Source organism: Legionella qingyii (assembly GCF_003184185.1).
The window spans coordinates 13,337-38,466 of record NZ_QHJG01000040.1 but is presented as its reverse complement, the minus strand read 5'-3'; the positions used below and the strand labels follow the sequence as shown (position 1 = coordinate 38,466).

Sequence of the window (25,130 nt, the reverse complement as noted above, 5' to 3'; positions counted from 1 at the left end):
TTTAGTTACCCAATCAGATCTGATTGAACTAATTTTACGGGGGAAAAAACCCCATCTCGGTTTGTTTAATTTTTTCGTCCGAAAGAGCCGTAACTGGCTGTTAGAAGTTAAAAAACTAATAGACAAAATTTAGTATTTTTATTTTAGACGGATATGATATTTCTTCGTGTTACACTCGATTCCTTAACACTACAGCTGGTTCACCTATTTTTCAGTAGACTGGAACGATCGACCTGACAGTAACGGTTAAGATGAGTATGAACAAAAACAATAACGTTTGTAAGGAAAAAAATTTTGCCGAGGTGGCGCAATATCGGACGATAAAAGCTAAAACCTAAGGAGTAGGGGGAGAAAAGGAGACGCTCAATTAAATCAGCAATTTTTATTAGCTAACCAGCGAGTTATATCGTTTCACGTTTTATTGAGGATAACCCCTTACTTTTTTGAAATAAATAAACTACGATTTTGTGTCTTTCATGCCCTTGATGGAAATCTATAAGGTTCAAAATCGTTATTGAGTTTGAAATTTCTCCTTTACCATCTCAGTCGGTTCGTTAAATTTGACCTATGACTTGATCTTAGAGGACTGCCGATACAAAACATATGTCTATTATTATTAAAATTATGTCCTAATGACCGTCTCGAAAAAGCTCCTTCATAAATACCTTTATTGCCCTAGACAGAGTTTTTTTCGCGGTGGACGCAATTTGATAGGTTGGACCCATGTCCTGCAATACAATGTGGATTATTACAGGTTAAATAACCAACCCAATTCGGTACTTATTTCTTCTGCGTAATGTTTTTTAACAACTTGAGCGGTTTGCAATAGTTTAGTTGTAATCACTTTATCGAAATCGTAATTTTGGTCGAGTTCAATATGCGAGACGTCTAGTTTGTTTAACCAACTTATTTGAGATATCGATATATCCGCCATATGAGTAGAAACGTCCGTAAACACGAAACTAACAGTACTCTACCGTTCTGAAATTATAGATACTTGCTCAATGGAATTGAGACCCCAAACCAAAAAGTAGTAAATAAAACCGTAAAGATACGAACTTTGTAGGATTAATAGATTTTCGAAGCTGTGGAAATAAAAACTAACGGGATAAAGAACTTGGTTGTCCTGATCATTAGAATAACGTTCTTATATTAAACTATGAGGGGTATACCACCTATAATTAGTATCGCTAATAAATGAAGTAAGTAGTTGCGAAACGATAAAATAGGCTGTTTCGGGAATAAGAATGTCAGTGATGTAAACATAAACCTACCTAAGAAAAACGAATATGTCGGCCATTATCGGCGTAATAAAATTTGAACCCAAAACCTAAAAACAAGAAGGACGATCCAGAAATAATGGTTCTTTTCGTGATATTTTAGTGTCGGGGTAATAAAGGACAACGACGTTAAGAACTTCGTCTACCGAACGAATGCGATAACAGCGTTATATGAAGGTATAACTACGGATGAACCCCCCATGAGCATCAGTCGGAGTAAGAGAAAAATGTTATACCATAACGTAAATACTCGTTGTCCGTATGCTGTGACCGGAAATAATGAAATAAAAAGACAATAAGCAAAAAGGACCGTCATAAACTTAATGAACCATATAGGCTCGCGAATTTTACCAAATGAGAGTCGTCAAGGAATGAGCGACATTCGAGCAAATATTTAGTGAGTTTTATGGTTTCATAGTGCCCTAATGAGAAAAAATATAGTAGTAATCAGGACGAAAATCATTGGAAGCTGTAGCAATTTTTAGTCATGATACTTTATGAGATAAACCCTAATCGAACACCAAATTATATATACCGCTAATATCTTTCGTCAGCGTAGAATGAATAGTTACGGTCGCACCGATGAGACACGAAATAAAATATAAAGAGCTCGGTCGTAAAGGGGGTGCGATATCCGACCGGTTAATGCAACTAATATTAACCTGATGACAATTAACCCCAGTCACCTTAACATTAGTTTAATTTATTTTTTATGTACATTAGGTTGACGTAGTGACATAACCTAAATTAACTGGAAGAAAAAGATGTCGTAAATCCAGAACAGCTAAAAGAAATCAAACGAGAAACTAGTTTTAGTTTTTCCCATATTTACGATTTCGTTTATTTTATCTTTCAACTATGTTTGGTTGGGTGGGATAACGGTAAACTTACGAGCGTCGCTGTCCAGGCCTTTATTACGCTCCCTAGCAGCTATTTCGGTGCTCGTAGCTTTTAACTCAAGGTCATATAACAAACAGTTGGTTTGCGTATTTATTTCGTTGGTTCCGACATCTGGGGTAAGGACGACGCTTTAATAGTTTTTTATGGCGCTAGCGATTATTACATTGCAAGAAAGGATAATACCGATTTTGTTCTTTATCTTGTAACCAGTTACGAACGTTGTTCGGTTTCTTTTCATTACTTGCTATATTTCTTTCTGCGTAGTTATTTTTGGGACGTGTGTTTGGAGGTTCGTTCTACCGCGGTTGAGGATTGTAAAATAACTACATTGGTTACCAGAGATTTCTTTTTGGTTCAGGAACTTAATTTTTTCCGTATTGTTAAGGTGAACATCACCAACATTTACGAAGTGGGTTGAATATTGTTTTTTATTTGTCGTTTTCGCCTTGATGAGGACCTGCATTATAGTTAAGGAATTAGCCTCGATTTATTCTATTTCGTTTTAATAAGAAAAGGACCTAAAGTTGTGATCCGAGAACTGATTTCTACTGTCGTTTATACGGGCGTTGGTAGTATTATGGGTATTTTGCTATCCATTTACGGGTCGGCTTAAAGACGCGGTATTGGTTTCGGTTTGGTGGACTATTGTTATTACGTTAGGCCATGGGATTATGGCGATCTCTTCGTGGATTCGGTACAAGTGATAGACCATTTATAAGACGAGCTACGCGTAGCTAACGCTATAGAACTCACCGTCTTTTTGTTCGATTATAATTTCGTTCCTTTCGGTAGTTAAATCCTATAACAAGACCTCATTTGGTCCGGTAGTTCAATTTAGGTTCGTCGTTATTTGTAACGTACGAATTATAGGTTGAAGCAGAAAATGGGTATGACTTATTTCTTATAGCTAGGTCTTGTCCAGGGGTTTTTTATGCTATCCGTATCCCGTTTGATTATTCCGAATTGCAAGGTCAACGTTTCTGACTGTAAGGTGACATACGTTTGGTACGAACGTTCCATGACGACTAATTACGGTAACCATTCGGTCTCCTTTTTGGATTTTATTTTTGTTATTTATCCGCGAATAAGTAGAACGTCTAGAGCATTACCGTCATCTTAAGAAGAGATTCCCTCTTAGGATGAGGACAAAAATCCTCATCCTATACTATTCCTCCCTTTAGGGAAGAAGTAACTAATCCGAAAAAAGTGTCTCTAGTTTACTTAAAACTTTTAGTTTCAAAGTAAACCTGGATATCCTGGTGGATGTGATGCACCTGGTATTCGGTTCAGACTTCCGTGTATTTAAAGGGTACATCTAGGTCGTCCGTAATTAACGTTACGAAGACAGGTTGGTCCTTAATGAACACTATGAACCTTACATCGCCCAAAAGGACAAAAAAGTCACGATAGTTTATGTCATGGTAGTTAATTACATGGACACATAAGTTGTCAATGACATAGTCTAAATGGTCCGAATAATGGACATGGACGAAGTTATTGAAATATAACGTTTGGTGAACCGTTATGTTGATGTGGTCTAAAACTGAACAATCGACTGTTTTTCCGTAGCGGAAATCTAAACAAGAGAAGTCGAAAAAATAATTTGAGGCGTGACGCAAAACGGTAGTCTAGAAAGACTTTAAATAAGTCTTGTAGAAAGTAAACAACAAGCCAGTTTTAGTTAACCCGTGGTCTGTATGGTAGAACGTAAGGAAATCGGTTACGAAGGCCTAATTATAGTTATGGAACTAAAAACTTTAAAAAAGGATTTAGTCGTGGTTATGATATTCTATTAAATAGAAATAGGCATTGTTCGCTACATCGTAGTCATCGTCGGTAACGTCATCTGTAACGGTCGGGGTATTACCGACGTCACTGGTTAAAGTAGAAGTATTTCTTAGGGGAACATCAGAAAGATAAAACGTATAGAAGGGTAAAAATATATCTTTCTATAACGTAAGATTGATTTTACGTTGTATTAAGACGGATTTTAGTGTACTTTAATGGTCGTAAATTCGTGCTAATTAACATTGATATAATATTTCAAGTCACGTAATCTATTAGAATTATGTATAGGGAAGTACCTTACTCAGTGTCGGTCTTTATGTGTTGGTCTTTATGTACTGTTTAGGGTTTCAGTTATCAAGTGATATTAATTTTATCTGTTTATTAATTCTAGGGAGATGTGAAACGTGATTAACATTGATCTCTACTTGTGTGTACTTGTAGTCACATAAACTAAATAAAAGGTAACCTTAGCCGGGCAGTTCGAGGGTATGACATCCAGGATACGAACGACGATTACGGAAAAATTGTAATGAACTTCTGTTTGTTAAATACTTACTCCAAGTCGCTCATTTTTATCTTGAAATACCAAGTGAACGAAATTGGCCTTTTCCGGTACCGTGGCTATTTCGCTAAAATTTACCCAACCTCTTATTTTGTGGGCTCTGACATCGAGGACTTAGATACCATGGAGCATACGTACTTTATGAGTCAAGAGTATGTGATTTAGACCGTCCGTTTTTCCTGTAATTTAAATTGCTTAGGTGACTAAAAGAGAAAAACGTTTTTCTCGATAACGGGTTTGTAAGTTTACCATACGCAAAAAGACAAAAACTACGAGTTCTATTAAATAATTAACGTGTTCAAATAATGAGTTAACCACCACCTAAATAGTGATGACTTCTTCTAAAAAGGTTTCGATGGCTTCTTTGCTTGGGTGGAGGTATAGGAAAAAGATGTCGTTGGGTTGAGAACCTTGACACGGTCTTTTTATTAAATTCGTAGCGACTTAATTACGAATAATTACTTTCTTGGACCGCATCGTGTCTTCTTTAGGTATGGCCATAAAATCGTTAACGATTTCACTACCTACTAACGTAAAGGTTACCTACGGTTGTACTTCCATATAATGGACCTCCCGAGTTAAATTTTTCTGCACGTGGACTAAATATATTTTTCGAATACTCGCTTTTTCCTCACTTTTCGCAAAAACTTGTTAGTCTATAGTACTTGAACAATTTAGAAATACGGTACCGGCACTTGCTCCTTTTACGTCGTCCGCCCGCATAGCAATGACGTGGATGGTTACCACGGCGCCCGTAATAAGGTCGGCACGAATTTATAACAGTTGCGCGTGTGCTATTTTACTTGGTACTTCTATATATGTGAATAAAGGATTGACGGCGTCGCTATCCGTATGAAATATTTTTTCCGCGTAGGTAAAGACCGCGACTTCATCCTACGGTTCCACTTCACCCACAACGGAGAAGTTACCGACGTCGTCCAGAATGACGACAAGAACCACCTTGACATCGAGTTCATCTTTTACGTCGTCTTTAACGATACCTCGTAGTAAATCCATACTGGACACTAGGTCATAATCCGAACCATGTTTATGGAACATAACTTGCCTTGCGATACCCACGTCATTTTCGTCACTTACGTTGCGCTTACCGAGAATAACCACTACCAGTTGTAGTTTAAAGAAATCTATTTCATTAGTTTTGATACTTTGTTTGACCGTACCTGTACGTTTCGTAAATATTCCTTTGGAGATACCCTCCAAACCGTCACTTAAATGGCCTCACGATTCTTGTTGAATTTCGTGTAACTAGTGACACAACAAACTAATCAAAAAGATCTGGCCTATATGCTACAAAAACATAAGGAAGTAATTAGTCAACTTGTAGGAGACTCCTTGAATTACTTCTCCTACGAAGTGATCGGTAAGGATGGTTGAAGAGGTAAAAAAATAATTGGGAGTATAAAGATACAACGAGAAGCGAGACCGCTAGAAATTGTTTCTTATTCAAAGATAGTTATCTAGGGGTACGACAGAGGGGAAACGGCAAGTGTTAAAGAAGAAATTTGAGTCTCAGAGCTTGAAGTGCAAGATTTAGTGATTAGTTAACAAAGCACGCATTTTCGGCTTGTCCGTTTCTTGATTATTGGTATAATTTGACTATGTATGATAGTTCGAGTAGAAGGTATATTGTTGTGTGGTATCTGTACGCTTTTGCCAAGTTGCATAGTTGACGATTAGCTAAAAAAAGGAAAACGACTACCCTCAAGTATATTAGTATTTAACCTGTCATGGATAGAACTAAGCTATTGTAGCTTTACGATAGCCATTGTTTTATTCGTGTCTATGCTGGAAATTAAACGTTTTATAGACATCCCTATATCTGACAGTCACTCGTAAAAAATGAATTTAATGGTTTAGAGTAGAACGACGAATTATTTAATCAATTTTGGTCGCTGACGAGCTTTGGGTTACCTAGTGTTTAGTCTTATAGGTTACACGCTCTTGATAACCAAGAGAATTTTAATTTGAGATTTTTTCTGGTTACTAAATTAACGAGTGAAGGTAGGGTAAAACTTTATCGCTAAACTTTAGCATCTAGAAACAACGTTATAAGTTAGTATACGAGTTACTCAAGCACATTATTTAGATAGAGTAGCGACGTGTAACGCTTACGAAATTTAAATATTAAAAAAAGTGCAAAGTAAAGAAAATTTATATTCTTTTTACGGTATTCCAGACGACTTTATAACCGACCCCATAGTGTTTCCTGATCGTCAAGAAATTAAAGGCTCTACGAAAAGTACCACTTGTGAAACTCTAAAATAAATAAAATAATTAGATTTACTCTAATTATTTTTAGCTTTATAAAAAAATTTGCGTTCGTTTTAAAATATATTTAAAGTTAACTAACTATGAACTCAAAACACGAAATAGTACATAGTACCGCAAGAAAAAATTTTGTCTCCACTCATTACTTTCAATTTCGTGTGCTCACCTACTTGCTTCTACCTCTTGAACTAGAATAAAGGCTTTGAGTTTTTTTTAATCGTGTTTCAGGTTGTCGTGCTGTGCAAAATAGAGTTATAGAGAAGAAGTTCGTTTTACCGAACCGTTTCTCACGTGTTCTCTAATCCCTGTTACACTTATTACGTTACCTTTAGCGTATACTTGCTCTATGACTGAAACGGGGTTTACTTGCTAAACTATATCTTTTACCAGCAGATCCGAAGATTAAACCTAGGGGTTATCTCCGACCTCCGTTTAGTTGAGTTCAGAGATAAGGGGGGTCTGTGTTACTATAGTTAATTATTTTTAGGTTCGCAGTCCTACAAGAAATCTTTTTTTATTTAGTGAGTAACGTATTGGCTGATGGCGACGCTCAAATAGTAATTTTATTTGGTTCCCTTGAACGAGAGAGTTGGTTCCACCTTAGGGGGTAAGGACCTTATCAAAAAAATTGGCAAACCAGACTGGTACGGTTTTTTTGAGAAGTGGAGGAACAGATTTAGCCTGTTTATAAAAACATAGACCTCCTTAGTGGTTAGGGACGGACAAAAAAAAGCGGTTATTTAATTACGGCTGTAGTCCCTCGTCATTTCCGTTTCCTTTACTTCTGGTAAGTTGTCTACTTTAGTTCCATGGATACAAAAAAAATAGATTTATATTTATAAAAACTATTGCTGCATGACAATGAAGGGGGGTTGAGTGAAGACCATGGCGTAGATCTGGACGCTTCTAATGAAGTAGTTAGTTAGCGGGTTTTCATCGGCAACTTCCATTAACCTGGACTAATAAGAAGTTGGTCTGAGATTCATGTAAGCGTTATGCTAGTGCCGACTCAAACAAATTACCTGACTATTTATTTTATAATAAACAATTACGAAGGAATAATAGAAGGTTTTGGTATAGAACTCTACGGTCATACAGATCTAAAGCAAAGCGGACAACCGTTACTTCGCGACAAGAACGTTATAATGGCTGTTGAGGTCCGGTAAAAGAAACGTTGTTTCCATAATAAACGACTGCTTCTATTAACGCCCTTATCGACTATAGAACTAACGAGAGTAGAAGTTAGGTTGAATTAACTACGTGTAGTCGTATTACAAAGTTAACGAGTGCCCTTACCAAATTTTTTCCAGACCGTTAACAAGGATAAAGTTCAACTGATTTTAGTCTGTATCGCCGGTTGGGCAGATAAGGTCGGGGAGATTTATCAACATTTTCATGACAAAGACGAACTAGCAGATCTACTACGGGATTTTAGTTCGTTAGAACAAGGCGGTAGTCTCTTCTTTTTTGCCGTATTGCACGTTATGCGCGTGGAAGAAGTTGTAATCGTCTTGCTAGTTTAACGTGACTGACCCATTAATTTCTTTACGAATTTAGGACCGTTTTGACAACCGTCACATGAACGGTTTCTCTACGTAATCGTGATTATGGTACTAATTGTACGTGACGCTGGTTAAATCGTTCATTTCGGCCCACCCTTCGTTCTTGTACGTTCTCGTGACAACTCAGTTCGGGTGGTGATTTTGGATGTTAATTAAATAATTTTACTGAATCCGCTCTTTTGGTGAGCCGTGAATTATTTCCAAATTAGACAACGGGGGTATCGGTATTTAAAAACCATAGCTAAAAGCTGGTTGACGAGATTTCAATTAAAGAAATCTCATGCATTAAGCGATTGATTTTATAGAAAATTAGCACGTCGGTACAGTAGTTGTAATGCTACTCGGGGTGGATTACCAAGTCCTTGATAGTATAGTTAATTGAATAAAAGGTCTTAGAATAGACGACACTAGGAGTAGCGTGCACGTCGAAGTGATCGAAATCTACGTAGAAAGGTTTCTTAGCTTCGTGTGGGGAGTCCCCTTTAATGACTCATTTACGGTTTAACCTCGTAATTATAAGCTAGTGGTTGGGGTTAACGATTACGTGGAGGTCTAGGACGAAGTGGTCAATGGTGTGTCTATTAACCGCAAAATTCTGCACTGTAGTGTTTGTCTAAAGCTCGTTAACGAAGTCTAACTAACGCAAGGAGTCGTGGTTAGGGTCCTATACGAGGTCGACATAGTTATTTACATTTGTGTCCATTAAACTTAAAAAGTCGGTATAAGTAGTTTGCATTCCGAAAAGCTATGAGGAGACCCGCTCGGTATGGTTTTAATGCCATATGGAAAAGAAATCAAGCAAATGGAAAGACTACTGGTTCATGGTAGTGGCCGAGTGGTAAGTTTGCGCGGTTCGGCGGTTATTAACGTCCCCGACTTCTTGTTGAAGATAGTGGCACGTCAAGGACCTTCAGTCATTTTTATGCAAGCTATATTAGACATCAAACACCAGAGTCGCCTACGGAACGGTAAACACGTTGAACGGTTCCGAGGTCCAAACTTTTTTGAACACTCCAATCAAGTCTTGTAAAACGAACTTCAGCGCGATAAAGTAGTGAATTTAAGTGAAGCAATAGTACTGGATAGTACGCTTCACGAAGTTAAAAAACTAAGTTGAGAAGCTACCCAACGAGTTTTAGGTTTTTAACAGCCGAGTAACTTATGAGAAACCACTTAATTTATAGTACCATATACTATTGGAATTGGCTGTTAACTACGGTCTAAGTTTGTTTCGTATACTAGTAATGACCTAAGTTGGGAAATTTATGTCTTTTGACGCAGAATTTGCTTCGAGCTTAACTAGAAACCGTTAAAAGAAATCGTGTACTTAAATTTTTACGTATGCTTGAGAATTTAGCACTACTCGTCCGCGCACGTCTTGCTAAAATAAAGTCGTCTGTGTTTGCCGCAAAGAGATGGCGGTCTCGTTGCTACTCTCAGTATAACCGTTTAATAGATTTATGCAGTGGCCTGGTTGACCTTAAATGGATATTACGAGTACCTTTTGGGCTACAGTAATTACGTTGTTTCGACGTTAAATTGTAGTCAGTATGACCCCTAAACCGTAATGAACGTCATCCTTTTTTGAAAGGGTACCCGCATCTGTATCTTTTTATAAGGCGAGCTGGGATACTTCCCTAACGCTTTTTAAATAAAAGACTAGTCCTTATACTTCTTAAATAATTTCATGGAGAACGAGATTTTGGACGATAAAAGAAAGTACAAACCCGTGTTTTTCTTCGGAAATAATTTCGAACACCGAATCCGGAAAGTATAGGCTGATTTGTAAAATCACAAGGGTATAGGTACGGTTGGTTCGTTAACCACTTACTAGGTAACGTATTGTACTGAACCGTTAATGCGAGAAAGTACGGACTTCAGCGAACGTCACCTCGCAATACAGTAGTAGGATGATATTCCCTCTATTCTGTACCTAAATAAGTAGATCTCGTTTTATTGTTGAACTAAAAAATCCAAATGTAGTTACGTGAAGTGAGGAAGTGTTGAGTGTAATAATGTCAATGAACCGCTACCTGCGACGGTATCACCAAGACTTAACCCTCGTCGATATCCATAATGCGCGAGCCGTTAAACCTTTGTTTAATTAGTTAATTAACTCAGTCCCTAGGGACAGCTTTCCTATTCTGTAGTTCCAATAGTCGAGGGGATGGGTGAATAAAACAATTTCTTTCTTGTGTAATACCTCGTAGAGTGCAACGTTAGTGTTAACTGAGGTAAGTTTCACGTACATCAATGGAGGTAACTAAGATGTTTAGCGATAGAATTTCTAAACGGAGGAAGTTTATTACATCTATAAACAACGCGACTTTAAGTTTGAGTCCCCGCTCCAGCCAAACCCGCAGTGACCGTGAGCGGTAAACCACTTTTATAAATAACGAGCTCGGCGACCTTAGAGTTGATGCTGAACTGGTTTGAAAGTCCTAATTCGGACCATCGGTCAAACCGGTAAAATCGTTGCAATTTACTTAATCTACATAGTATGTTATAGTTTTAATTTACCGGTTTACTATAAAACACCTGAGTGTTTTTTAATACGCCATCAAACTAACTTTATAACCGACTTAGATTACCGTTATAAGTTCAGTAGTATCCTCAGCCGAATTTGCAGTTATGACTATGTGTTTTGGTAGGAGAAGGTCTATTCGGGACCACGAGTAATATACTTTATTGGTTTGTTATAAAACTAGCATTACACGAATAACGTTTTGATTAATAGTTAAATCTTGCGATAAATTGGTTTAAATATGTAGTACTCGAATTGACGAAATACCTACTTACCTTATTTAGCCTAATAGACAAACCTTTTTTTTAATTTCATTGAGTTAGAAATCTATGAGATAGACCTCAACGAACACCTTAATTAGTCGATCCTGTTAATTATGAAGTTCTACTTAGTCCTTGTTTCGTAAAAGAGAGCAGTCCACTATGCAGCGAAGTACTTATTAATAATCTTCAATGATTTATACTCCCCTAACATATTTTTAATTTCAAGCAGGGCTCGCAAAAATTCACGAGCCTTGACCTACTTGACGCTCCTTTAGCTAAATATGACGAAGAAGTCTGAGCAGACTAACAAAAAGAACAACATACGCATTTATTTAAAGAAGTGCTACCTGTCTATGTAGAAATCCACGTAACTATGGATCCGCTTGGACCAAAGGAAAATGTGGATCGTGCCATTATAATTGTAGTAGTGGTTATTAATTCCAAAGTGGTTATGCGGCTCAGTTTTAATTGTATTTTTAGAGGGATTGTTTCGTCGATAGATAAGGAGGTGTCTTGCGATAGGTACCATAAGAACTATCGGTTTTGCTGATTTTTGTTTTTTTTATAAACGATATGCACAAATTAAAATGTGACACTAATAATTGTCTCATAATTCTTTTGCCAATTTAATAGAGAAAAATACCATAAAGTACGTTTTTTAAAATTAGACCGAGTAGATTTTCGTTAGTCTAGTGATTTAATCAACAATTAACGCACTTGTAAAACATGAATAGATGGGAGTTCTACTCTGAGGATAAATGGGGGTTAATCCCATTTATAGTACAGGCTAAAAAACTTTTTGTGCACTTTTATATGGGAGTTTTATTTTTAATCGTTCAGTTTTTTTGCTTAATCAATTAAAAAGGAACAAGTGGTCAGCGTTTAAAGGAAGTAAATCTCTATATGAATGGCTTGGAATAATTTGTCCTTTAAAACGTACAGGAATTTCCGGTACATGTTGTTGTAGCGACTTTTGATACGGTACCGGTTAGCAAAACCACGCTAATCGGTCTCAGTAGTTCATCGTTAACTCGTTTACTTCGCAAAAATAAACCCTCACTTTGGAGTAATATTTTATGAACTAAACCCCCAACCGCTACCGCGTAAAAATTTTTTTGATGTTGTTCAATACGGTGTCCGTCTCAAGTGTCCTTAACTACAAAGACGTCTCTACAATTTTGTACGGGCACTCTGTAATGGGGATTAGTGGTAACTTCCATCGCGGCGTGTTCGTTCGTTTAAGAATGGCGGGGTATCGGTTCTAAATTAAGACCGAGTGAAATAATTGCGAATATAAGGCTAATTTCAAAATAAGGTACTCCGGTTTAATGACTGCGCTCGTTTACCAGTAAAAAGATACTAATGATGTTGAATACTAAGTAAAGGTCAGCGAGTTGTTGCAAATCGGCTTAAATAATGTCTTCTGAGATAAAATTCGTCACAACAACCTGTAATAATGTTTAGGTAACATTTTTCGTGGTGACAACGACGCTTGTTATTACTTAACTACGTTCGTAAGTTTGTTGTAGTTAAACTTCAGTAGCGAGTAGTTGCAGACCTTTATGGGTAGTGAGATTTATGATAACTACTTAATCGGGAAAAGCCATAACTTCCTTGGACCAAAGAGTTATGAAATAGATAATCCTACAATGGCTTTTATAAAAATTAAGTTTCTGAATTTGCAGAAAAATCATTTTATAAGTGAAAAGGGATAGTACTGTGTGTGTATTAACTACAGCAAGAACGGTCTTTTACTATTAGACTATTAATAGAAACCTATCACTCCATCCTTTTTACTAAAGAGTTCTACACTTCTTAATAAATGGACTTAACCGAGAGGCTGTTTTTGTTCGGTTATTGTAGTATAAATAATGGAAGACCTCGGTTAAGAGACATATACGTAACTTGTGGTATAATCAAAATAAAAATTGGGCGGGACATACCAGAGTTCCAAATCCTATATCGGTCCGGTTTCGTATACGTAAATAACCTCATCGAGTACGTTACCCAATAGACTACGGGTACAATCCACCCATATACCGACTATGACAACACCCCTAATCTTCTAGGTATGAAGAACCTTCGTAAGATAACCGGACACGAATAAACGAGCAATACTAATCACCTATGTGACATTTGAGAGACCCTCTATGAAAAAAATAACGACGAATACGTAAATAAGGACGGTGGTTGAGGGAAAACTACCCTTGGAGAAGTTCGTACCATAGCGTATAGATAAGTCTACTACGGTAATTTCGTTTTAGCCGGTACTGAATGATAATGTATCGTTAATTACACCCGCGTAATAATCGCTGAAATTAACGAGGTCATGAGAAACTTTCGGCAATACCAGGCGAAAGATAGGAATGGAACTGGAAGCAGCCGTTTAGTTAACGACGAAATTTAAAACGTTTCGCGATAAGGTAAATACTTTTACAGTAAACCCCATTTCTAGTTAGATTTAATAGGTTTAGTTCGTATAAAGCGAATTAACGAATATATCGATGATAAATATGTGACTGAAATAAACGGATAAGAGTACAAATATAACGGTCGTGCTAGTAGCGGTGTCCCACACCATATCCTTAACATACCAAAGATTCTTTTTGCGATTGTGAATTTCCACAACATGCACTGTTTGTTTACCAGCGAAACGACGAGTAGCATCTTCGGCATCATAAAAAACAATAGATGTTGGTTTACTTATCGTGTAATTAAAATAAACGACTTTTATTAAGGCTGGTATTAAACAAACCAAATTGACAAAGTGGTCGAGTAATAGTTTATAACTTAGGTAATGAATAGAATCGATAACCGTCGGTTAATGGAGCAAAGATATTTTATAAAGGGGCGAAATGGTAAGGGATAGTTAAGCGGAGGCCATGACGCGAACGTCCATAACGAGAAAATCACTACAGTAAACGACGATGCTGGTGGTGGTGACCCTATTAATTACCGTTGATATAACGAAATTGGATATATGAGTAAAGATAACGTCTTAATACCCAGTCACGTTAACCAAATTCGTACCATCCAGATATAACACTATTTTTTAGTTAACGGAAACGATACCCACATACCATAGAGCGGTCAAGAAACCGTGTACGATAGAGGCCTTCTTAACGACGAACCCAACGATAAGGGTTATGTTAAGTAAGAGGATATCTTTCAGACGGAATAATGGTTTTGATAATAAAACAAGAGCCCCAGACACGGTACCCTGACCCATAATAGTACATAAAAAAGCGGATATAAAATGTTTTATATTACTTTTTTTCTCCGTAATAAAATTCAATTTACATGTTTTCCTTGGTTGTCATCGTCGTCTTAAATTTGAGTTTTTGGATTATTACTCTGTTTACTTCGTGAATATTGGTTCATTAACGACTATTTAATCAGTCAAAGGACATCTCTTATATAATAAGGTTCTCCATCTTTTAGTTTTAAAAACGGACCTTTTTATTCTCCAATGTTAGACTCTTTCGCGCAGATTCCGTGAAAACCTAATATTAGACGGTCCAGGACGAGGACTATTTTATATGGACGTCGATTAAGAAGTATTTCCGACTATTTTGATTTATTGACAAGATTAAACGATTACCAATTAGACATCAGAACAACAAATTAAAGTTGGGACGACATATTGTTTAGTAATACCGACTATTCTGGAAATACTATCTCCAGGACAACATCAACTATAGAAAAGGAGTTACTACGATCTCTCTCTATCAGAAGTAATATAAACCGGTATTCGAAAACTAACCGTCGCTATGATAATCGTTAGTCCGCGTTACGTAAAACCTACCATAACAATATAAGGCGATCTGAAGATAATTTTCAGCGGAATGAACACTATTAAACAGGTTTATAACTCCCTCTATTCAATTTACAACGTATGTATAGAGGTATTCCACGACGTACACATCCTGAGAATTTACACGGTAAATTCGAGCGAAAGGGGGTTTTTATTAGATCCCAATCCCGACCTTCCTCAACTCTAAGACGTTGTAACTGAGGTGATGTACGACGTTCGTCTCTGCAATTCCGGTGGTAATGTAGGCCTGCAGCCTCATAATGAACTCATAATTAGAATAAGTCATCGTGACGAAATGAACCATTCAATTATTTATTAACCGAACTTAAATAAAGAGGACCTCCGACTAACTAATTCATTGCATTTCGTAAGAGTGAACGCTATTATAACAAAACATGAACAAAAACGACTGGATCTTACGAGACATTAACCGAACAGTTTCAATTATTAACGTTTAATAAACGATTAGGTACAAAAAAACGATAAAGATTGCTACGATTATCAAGAAATATTAGGACAAGTTAAACGAAGTCATCGCGATTAACTACTACGGTACGCTCATCTCTTTTTATTGATGATTATTGAAGAGGTTACTGGCAGTTTGCGTGTGGTTCTATTATACGAAATCTTGCAACGTTCTGTTTAAGACGAAAAAAAACGACTTTTATTTCTCGTTGTTTTAAAACCATTATCGATCCATCTCGTGGTATTTTCTGGGGACCTAACGGATTTCGCCCTAGAACTCTCTTTGGGTAATTTTATAAGTCGGGGCCTTCGGTTAAATTCGCTTAGCAAACATCAAGTCGTACCCGTTGTACTTAGCTAGCAAACCGATAGCAGTGTAATAATAACATTTCTTCGCGACATAGATGTTCAACTAATTCTTTTCCCAGAAATTTTAGAACGGTGGTTCGAACTATTCCTTCGACTAAATTACGTACTACTAATGAACTCAGAAAGTCTATGAATCCTTATCCTTAGCTGCATTCTGCACTTAAAAAACACGAACCGTACGTACGTTGGTCGCGTGAACAGTACTGATTTTATTAATCACACCGGTCCTACGCGTTAATTTGCTGAAGGTATTTTTATTGTACTGACTGCATTTTTTTACCATTGTGTTTTTGAAGCTTTCAATTTTGGAATATGTCAACACAATAGGGATCGGAATGAACGTCAAAATATAATGAAAAAAAGGAAAAATTATGGCAAATGGTTATTACGTAAACAGCAACGTTTATAAGCAGGACATCGACGATAACAGTCACCTATGTAATGACTAAATATGCAGTTTTTACTCGTTATACAAGTATTCCCTGTCGGAAACAAATGGCAAAAGGTTCTTGGAATATTCGAGTAAATATTATCCAATCAACTCCTCTGAGAATGACGTTTTCTCCTAGAAGTTTCGAACGTTATAGTTAATGTTTTTCTATTCGTTAATGAGTATGTTATGGAAGTTCTTATATTATCTTAAGTGAATTTAATAGAAGCTTTATTCCGTCAAAATTTTAGACCCCGTTATAGACTTTAATTACAGTTCCTAAACGTTATACTTCTAGCACCGTCAAACCGGTTTCACTTGTACGTTTTTGTTGTTTATTCGAACCTACTTTCTTTATAAGTCTCATATGTTGTGTTTTAGTTTAGCAATTAAATATTTTGTGCAATACGGTTCCAATTAAATCTTGTGTGCTGACAAATACGTGTTTCATTACCAGCGTAAGTTTTATACATAGATAGGAACCCCTGCGGGTAACTTTAATTATTTGGATATAAAAGAAAACAACTATGCCTACTAAAAAAGTAAGTTCGTTTAAAATGACTCGACCTAAACGCATACCATTTCTGTCCTCGCTTCCAGATATAATAAGGGGCTTACATGAAACCCTGCTTTAACATGGTACCTTGCCATCATAGTTCCCGAACCCGACGATTAGCAGTTTAATGTTTGGGGTTCTGAGTCGATGTTTGACATTGGTTACTATGCTTATTAACCAATGAAGACGGAGTCGCAAAAGGTCATGTCTAATTCGAGCTACTAATACTGGGGTTTGTAATAGGCGACGGACAACCTCGTTGAACAATACAGTAATAATTCCATATTAAAAGAATACCTTCACTGTAGGCTTTTTTGTTATTACCGACGTGCATACCGGTAGTCGGACTAATAGCGAAACTAGTAATGCTGCATAAAGTTATAACAACTCGGTTGGACCCAAATATAAAGAAATAAATAGCAAAACAAACTTGTTGTATGTTAACCTCGAAGTAACTGAGCTACAAGTTACGCTCGGTAGCGTTGGGAATCGTCGCGTAATATATCGGACTAATAATAAAACGAGAAAGTATTATGAATATAATACTTAGAATAACCTAAATAATAACCTTAGAAAAATATATGAATAAATAAAAATCCTTGATTTTTTTCAATATAACCTTAAAATCCGTGACATTGAGAGCGGTAAACAGAATAATTAATATTATTAAAATGGATACACAAATACGCTGGATGTTTACATTAATAACCATATAATTAGCCGTAGAAATGTAATGCAAAAAAAAAAGGTTGAGCGCGTTGTTTTCAAGAGTAAAATCTTTATGTTTTTAAAAATTGACTTATACGTTGAAATAGCCAAATAGAACGTTCGGACCTATTAAGTTTTTGTCTAAATGCGGTTATAAATCTTGTTACACTTAGATTATAACGCCGTGAATAAGACGCAAAAGTTTGCAATTAATTACTTCGTGCTCAGCTTTAACCTTTCCTGAGAGTTATATGCGTTCAACGTTGTCTATAAGACGTTAGTGAGGCGGTATAAAAGGCAATAATACGGAGTTATTAGCGCAATTAGGAAATACTCCTTCAATTTTAGTTGCTCGTCCTACTTCTCTCGGAACAAAAAAATTCATTATGAAATTAGCTCAATTTTCTTTTAGAAAGAGTTAATTTTGGATTCGCATTTAATTACCGGCAACGCCTCTATATGAGTTTTCTTCTATTTTTAAACAATCGAAACTACGACTTAAACGAATACTACCTCACATCGAGAAACCTTTAATTCTAGTTATTTAATAATGCATACTGATTTTATCATTTTAATCTCATTCTAAAAACAAACGGGAGATAACAAGCTAACCAATCGTACTTGATCTTTACTGTGTTAGTTACCTTACAAACATAAAGTTTTAGTGTTGATCGTCCCTTATGAGTAGTTACTATTCATGTACAAGACACGAAATAATAATTAGATTTGTTAGGGGGAGGAAACGAGTGTATATTAAAAAACAGGAATTAAATTTTTATATCTCTACATGAACGAACAAGTCATCCATTAAGCATGGTACGTTAAAAAATTGATCTCACGTAAAGTATACTTCTAAATAAAAGGTCTATAATGTAAACTTCCGTTGGGTAAGCAAACCCTTAACTTACTTTTTTCGTTAGTTCGGTGAACGGATTACATAACGTAATTTTTTCTATGAGTTCAAGTTAAACATGGATTTTACAGCGAACTAGATAAATTTTTTAAAGGACCATATTGTATACTATTCCTGCTTTAATAGTAATCCCTGTAGTTTTAAAAACTATTTCATATAGTTTAGAATCTAGTATAAGCGCTTGATTTCCTATTTTAGTGCCCCAGATTTCGTTGATAAAGTTCCGTTTTTTCAAGAAAAAAGGTTATAGTTTTTCTATTTTAGGTCCTTCAACGAAGGTGCAGTTTCGGGTCTGCGTCGAATTCAAATTCGTCATGATTGGAGAGAGAAAAATGCGCATAATGAAACTTACTTAATTAGTTTTTGCTAGTTAGATGCACAAGAAATACCCCTCTATGTCAACGTATACTTTTGATAAAGCTTCTTTTTTGGTCGTTACTACGATTTCGTGCTCCGCGGTATAAAGACTTCAGAAGTAACCGTAAATTATAATACCAAGTCATACTTTTTTTAGCAGCTGAAATAGGAAATTTCCGTTTCCATTAGTTTCTTTAGGCTCGAAATAACCTACAAGAACTGGGTTAGATACACTCAACCATAAGGTTTCTTCCATAAGTTTAATTGTCTCTTGACCAAAAAGTAATAAAAGTTTTACGTCATAATCTTCGTTACGAGTTACCATTAAAATTATTGTTCGGTTGTCTTAAACTTTGACTTCTTTGTGGTTTCAATTTACGTCGTGATGTTTTTATACGTTATCTTTTCCGAGCACGAAACGCACGGCTTAATTACAACTACTTCAAATTATATAAGTAATTGGGACTTAATGGAGGCCTCGAACGCGAGTCACTATTACTTTATTTATGGGACGGACTTTAGTAAAGTAATGCTTTCGAACATGAGTTTGTCGGACTTCTTCAAGAACTTCGGTATGTACGTGTTAATTTTTTCGAATGGGTTAACTAATAACTCAGACCCTAACAACTTCTTAGATTACGTCTTAATTCGTGTGTTAATTTAGTAAGTAACTCATAATTACGTGGACAATAGTACCTAAAAGTAAGTAAGGTCCGGGATTATAAGTGAGATAATCTAGTTGTTTATTGCCCATCGTTTTTCCTTAATTATGGCCTGTAGCAATGATTTCATTGTTGTCTTTGTTAGTTAGTTTAGTAATTTTGAAAATTTTACTGTTTACCGGTTATAGAGCGAGGTAATATGTTTTATCTATCATTAAAAATGAATACATTCCTTACCCGACTGTTTAATAGATAACTTAATCGTCTTCAATTTGAGTTCGTAGGATTTCTCCTTTTTTTCCATTGACACATGTCAGTCCGCTAACGACTATTTCAACAGCCAAAGTACTCAGTAGTTAACGTCTTTATAGTTGGATCACTTCTACTGAACAGTTCTAGGTCGAGAGATAGGCAATTCAATATTTACCTATATGAAATAACTAGTTTATATTGGTCTCTCTTTAACAAAGGGCCCAAAGTTGAGTGGGCCCGGTGTTTTATATTTCAATTAATAGATTTGGATTTAATAGAACAAATTTATAAGCCAGACGAGCTATTGAACTTGCTTGATTTCCAGGCCTTCGATGAAGTTTTTTAGGAAAAAAATTAGGCTAAACGGATTCGAGTCGTTTCCAAAGACCTCAGTGTATTGCGCGCTATCCATTTACCAAAAAACAGCCAACGTTTATAACAGGGTCTCATTCTTATAGATGTAATACCCGTGCGTTCAGTAGGTAACAAACATATTAAAGAAGTAGACAAAGTGGATTTGGATTGTAGTTCGACCAAAACCAGTTCTGTAGACCAGATATCGCAAATCGTTTACGCTCTTGCAAATCACAAACGGATATTGGGCGAGATAATAGTGCGTGGCCTACTCAATTTGCAAGATGGCAAAGTTGTAAAACACGTTTATGTAGTTGTGGTGATAGCTCATTATGGCGTTATAGAGAAAGATGTGGAACTTTTAGTCCTCAATTACGAAGATGAAATCAAAAACCTCTCGCAACAAATTAGCGTGCATAGCAAACACGTATTACTAAACGCGGTGGTAGTCCATTTAGTAGAGACAAATGACTCCAATTGTGCTGTATTAGATTTAAGTAATTACGTTGCCATAAACGACACAAAAGACCAAGAACGTCTAGGTTGGTTGGTACTCCTAATGGTCATAGATGACTCGTCTTTGCTGTACGAGCACACGTATGTCGGGGGTAATTGTATTAGCATCGGCATGGTACGCTGGTCGTAAGTCGTTATAATCCTGTGAAACGAAGAAGTGTTTGTCATCGGTTTGCCACAAAAACATGGACAAGAAAATGAACCACTATGAGTCCTCATCATACTAACTGCTGCGCGTTGGTAAATCCAAATCCATTTGCAAGTATTTGATTGGGACAACCAAAATGAGGTAGAAATTAACGACAATGCGGTACTCTACAAAATATAAAAAAGGGCGAGAGTTGTTGTTGCCCCTATAATTACCCGAACGAGTACAATAGTGGACTTTTTGTTTCCATTCACGAGTCGGGGATAGTTCCTTGCCAGCATAAACCGCGTAGAACGCCTGTTTGGGTTGGCCCATTTGTAATCACTTGGGACTCGATAATGTTTGTTTCTCTCTACTATTAGGGTTTAGTAGTTTCGTTCTAGTTCAGTTTAAATTTTTCATTGGTTATTAGTAGTTCTATTTATTTTCGTGCTATCTCTAAGGTTTCAACCTGTTATGTTTACCTATCTGGTGGTTTGAATGTCGCTAACGTTCGTTTTTATTGTTCGGTTATCACCGATTAAAACAAGCATTACGTCGTTTCGCGAGCTGGGATTAGTTCTATTTTATTTATTCATTTTAGTTCTCATTTCCCTCATACATGTGAGGAACTATGTCGTTAACTATATTTGAACGGACGTGTGAACTATTCACAACTAGTAAATCGGTAACAAGTTTTTAACATCTGGTTAAGTAGTGTGTCCAAACGACTATTTAACATCACTAGTAGGGATTCTTTTTTCGATTATTTTTTATGTTTCAGAACCTTATGAAAACAAATATTATAACGGGGTGTTTTATTTAACAGTAATTTGGATTATTATGCCGCCCTTGTACGTAGGTTCCGTTGTTGAGTTTTTTTCATGACCATATTTGAACAACTTTTATCACCTGATAACGGTGACTTCTCCGTTTATTTTCTGACCGATATTCGACGAAAAAAAAGACACAAAGTTAATTTTCTTTTCGTTCTTTAGGACGTTTTGTTTTTTTACGTGTTCCTGATTTTCTTAGGTATTTGCGCTAACAGCAACATTTTGCTTAGGAACTGCCAAAAAGACAGTTAGGGCATTATTTAGCTAAACGTAATCGATTTACCGCGTTCCATAATTGACAAAGTTCCAAATTAAATGGAAATAAAAGTTAAACAAAGAATGTTATTAATTAGCGTACGTTATTTAGAAACGGTCACCAAAGACGACTTCGTTTTGGTTGGGTTGCGCTTAATGTTTATATCTAACTACCTTGTCGTTTTAGTAGGTAAACGACTCGCGAGTTATTAACTATTTTTGCTGGATTACGTAAAAACAGGACTAATTATATTATGGCAACTTGTACGTTTAGGCCTATAAAACGAAGACATAGCACTTTCTTACGTAGTCGGAAAACTGTTACCCCCGTCCAACTGCTGTCTTTGTAAAGATGTAACTATTGGTGGAACAATAGACAGAACCTTATGGTACACCCGCTATTAAGTCGTCGGGTGTATAACCGTACTTTATGTTTCTTTTAATCTTCGTTGAACTTTTGTCAAAAGTATCCTAAGCATTCACGTAAATTTTCCTATGATATAGTAGGATTTTTTGAGACAATTATCCATACCTATATTAAAAGATTAACGAGATAGTGAGATCAGAATAGAAGTTCATACACTATTTCGTTTAGTGGATACCTATTTTAACGTTGTTTAAGTAATAAAAGTAGTGCTTAGTTGTGTACAGAAGAAAATCAGCGCCAGTATCGAACGTAACGAAAAAGATGTTGTAGTAATCCCGATTCATACCACTGTAGAGATACATGGTGTAGACGTTGAAAAGGGCAAAGGTTTAATTACGTAAACACGTCTGTTCTTGCGTGCTATAGAGCAAGTGAATGATATGGATGATTAACTAACAGTAACAGGTGTTGTTGGTTACGTGGCTATAGTATAAGGCAGTAGTATAGTTACGAAAAAGAATGTCTTAGCAGACCTACCTATTTTTATTAAAAAGCGAAACAATGACCGTTCCGTAATACTTAATCCAGTCGGTAAAATAAGAGGTAAACTTGTATGAATTGGATAAAATATTTATATCATGTTTACCTCTTGTAATTGCAGATACCAGCCTGCTAATATACTAAAAGATGTTATGCATGTGGACCATGGACTGCGCGATAAACAAGACGTCATAGTGACTCGGATTAGAAAAATTGTATAGGTCTATCTTAGTGTTGTAGAACGGATCAAACGTGTACGTGAACCCTTTGTCGTTCTAGTAGTAATGCGTAATTACGAAGAACATGACGAACGCAATTTAGCCGCGATCCTCATCGGTTCCCACATTTTCTGGATTTGTATAATCTTCAACGGACTAAGCTGACTGTTGGTTGATTACTTTTATTTTGTTTTTGTTGATTCCATAAATCATTTATGAAAACGTATTTCCAGAGGTTATATTTAAGTTTGCCATGACTATGAAGTACATCGACAATTTTAGATAGATGTCAAGAGCCGTTATTCTTTGGCATCGATTTTATTTGGTTCAGTTGGATCCTTTTCTCAGGACTTAAATGTCCTATGTTGATTACTGTTGTCTGTGTGTTCATTTCTCCTATCATACATGAAATTGACTAATTATATGTTTATTTATAGGTTTTCTGATATGATAAAGTATTGGTATTGCCACTATTCTTGACTTTGGTACTTTTTTTACCGATTTCAACAAGACTTTTTTTTCTTAAGTAGTGTTTTTTAATTTCTTTCTTTGCCTAGTTGACGTGCAGGTCTGTAGTTTCTTTTATTAAGACGATAACGTATGCTAGAAAAATTAGATTAACTATTCATAATGGTTCGGTTAGACCCTTTTAAATGACGATCATAATCGGGCCGAAGTCATCGTTGTAGTATAAAAAGTACCCCTAGCGTTGACAATGTTCGGGGCCCCTGGAAGAATTTTAATTCAGAAATAGGTAATAACTTAAAGAGACTAAAACAACTTGCTGAGCAAGTAGTGCTGTTTGGACCGTTACCATTGCTACACGCAAAAGTATGCCTATTTACCTTAGAGATAGGTACCGCAAATACCCGCCTTGTTAAAAATGTTTAACTTCTTACCAGAAATTTTCGTCGTTCACTTTAGGGCCCTAACTTACTTCGGTTAGCTGCTTAATAAAGTAAGTGTTATTTCGTCGAGGAACTACGTGATAGGGGAAGGTTAAAACAAAACTGATTAGGACTAAATAACGTTCTTTGTAATTTAAGTATACCTCTTTTAGATTAAGTACCTTGTGTTAATCCGGACGTCCTGGAACAACTTTTCAATTGTCCTTGAGGAGGTCGTCCTCAACTTGTGAAGTATGGTCCGTTCGTACAACGGAACTGTTTTCCGTTCCACCAAAAATTTTTAGTAGACTAACTTGAGTAAGTTATGCTTCGCGTTTGAGTTTTTCAGATATTTCTTGGGAATAATTAGGAAGGTCGGACCTAATACTTCATAATATAAGAACTAGAAGAAGGCCTTTTGAGTAATCACTTAACCGACCAAGTTGTTCCGGTATGACATAAGTATCAAAGGACCGAGTTGGGTAGAAGACTTCTGTCTTTAAATCGCGAACTACTAATAATAGCTGTTCCTCGATACCGACGTTAGCTATTTTATAGTCGGTATTATGGATTGTGTTTTTAAGTAAATTACCCCATAACGTAACCGCCTTGAAATCGATACTAATGGCGTCGTTGCTACCGATTTCTGGTACTGCTGGCGGACTTTTCAGAAAGAGACGAGCGCCGAGTCCCTCTAAAATGGCTTCGTCCACTTAATAATGAAAAGTAATTATTGTCAGTCCATAGTAAAAACCTTTTGTAATACACCCTTGTTCCGATAAACCTATGGTTTGAGTACCGACCTTCAAAAGTTTACAACGCTAGGATGCTAGACTAAACCAGATTTTACCAAGTTCTGATGAACGTACCTTGTGTTTCTCCCTACTAGCGGAATGAACGTACCTTGCGCCTATGTTGCGCTTACGGAATATTTTACGTGTCGCTTATAGAACTTTTTAACAAGGAGTTTTTACTTAAGAGGCTTCCCGTTAAATGATAACTTCCGTTCGTATATCGTGGACTTTTATAATCTGACGGACGTAAGCATCAGTCGTGACTCTTTCTGGTACACTCAGGCACCTTCAGACAAATATTTTGAGTAAGCGACTAATTTGCTCTTCTATAATGAAAACAAGACTGCTTACCACCGGTATTACGTCCATAACAATCACTTGGTCCCGTAGGCTCCGCTTCAATAAATTAAGCACTTGTTTTTTTCCTTCTTTGTATATAAAGAGGACTCGTAACCGTCCTTTAGCGGCTTAGCTTTTTTCCAAGTACCACCTAACGGACCGTACTAACCGATCACTCTGTTAGTTAGTCACCTTACTCGAGT

The 25,130-nt window shown here is 36.4% G+C and carries 2 protein-coding genes; one reads left to right on the top strand and one right to left on the bottom strand.

Features of this window, described 5'->3' with window-relative positions:
* Positions 1 to 5,424 precede the first annotated feature (5,424 nt).
* Positions 5,425 to 5,751: a hypothetical protein gene (locus tag DGG96_RS18105; RefSeq protein WP_110143943.1), complete on the bottom strand. Its 327-nt coding sequence runs from the start codon at positions 5,749 to 5,751 to the stop codon at positions 5,425 to 5,427.
* A gap of 14,412 nt (positions 5,752 to 20,163) precedes the next feature.
* Between DGG96_RS18105 and DGG96_RS18080 the strand changes: the two genes are divergently transcribed.
* Positions 20,164 to 20,694, top strand: coding sequence for a hypothetical protein (locus DGG96_RS18080; RefSeq protein WP_110143938.1), 531 nt, complete (start codon positions 20,164 to 20,166; stop codon positions 20,692 to 20,694).
* The last annotated feature ends 4,436 nt before the right edge of the window (positions 20,695 to 25,130 follow it).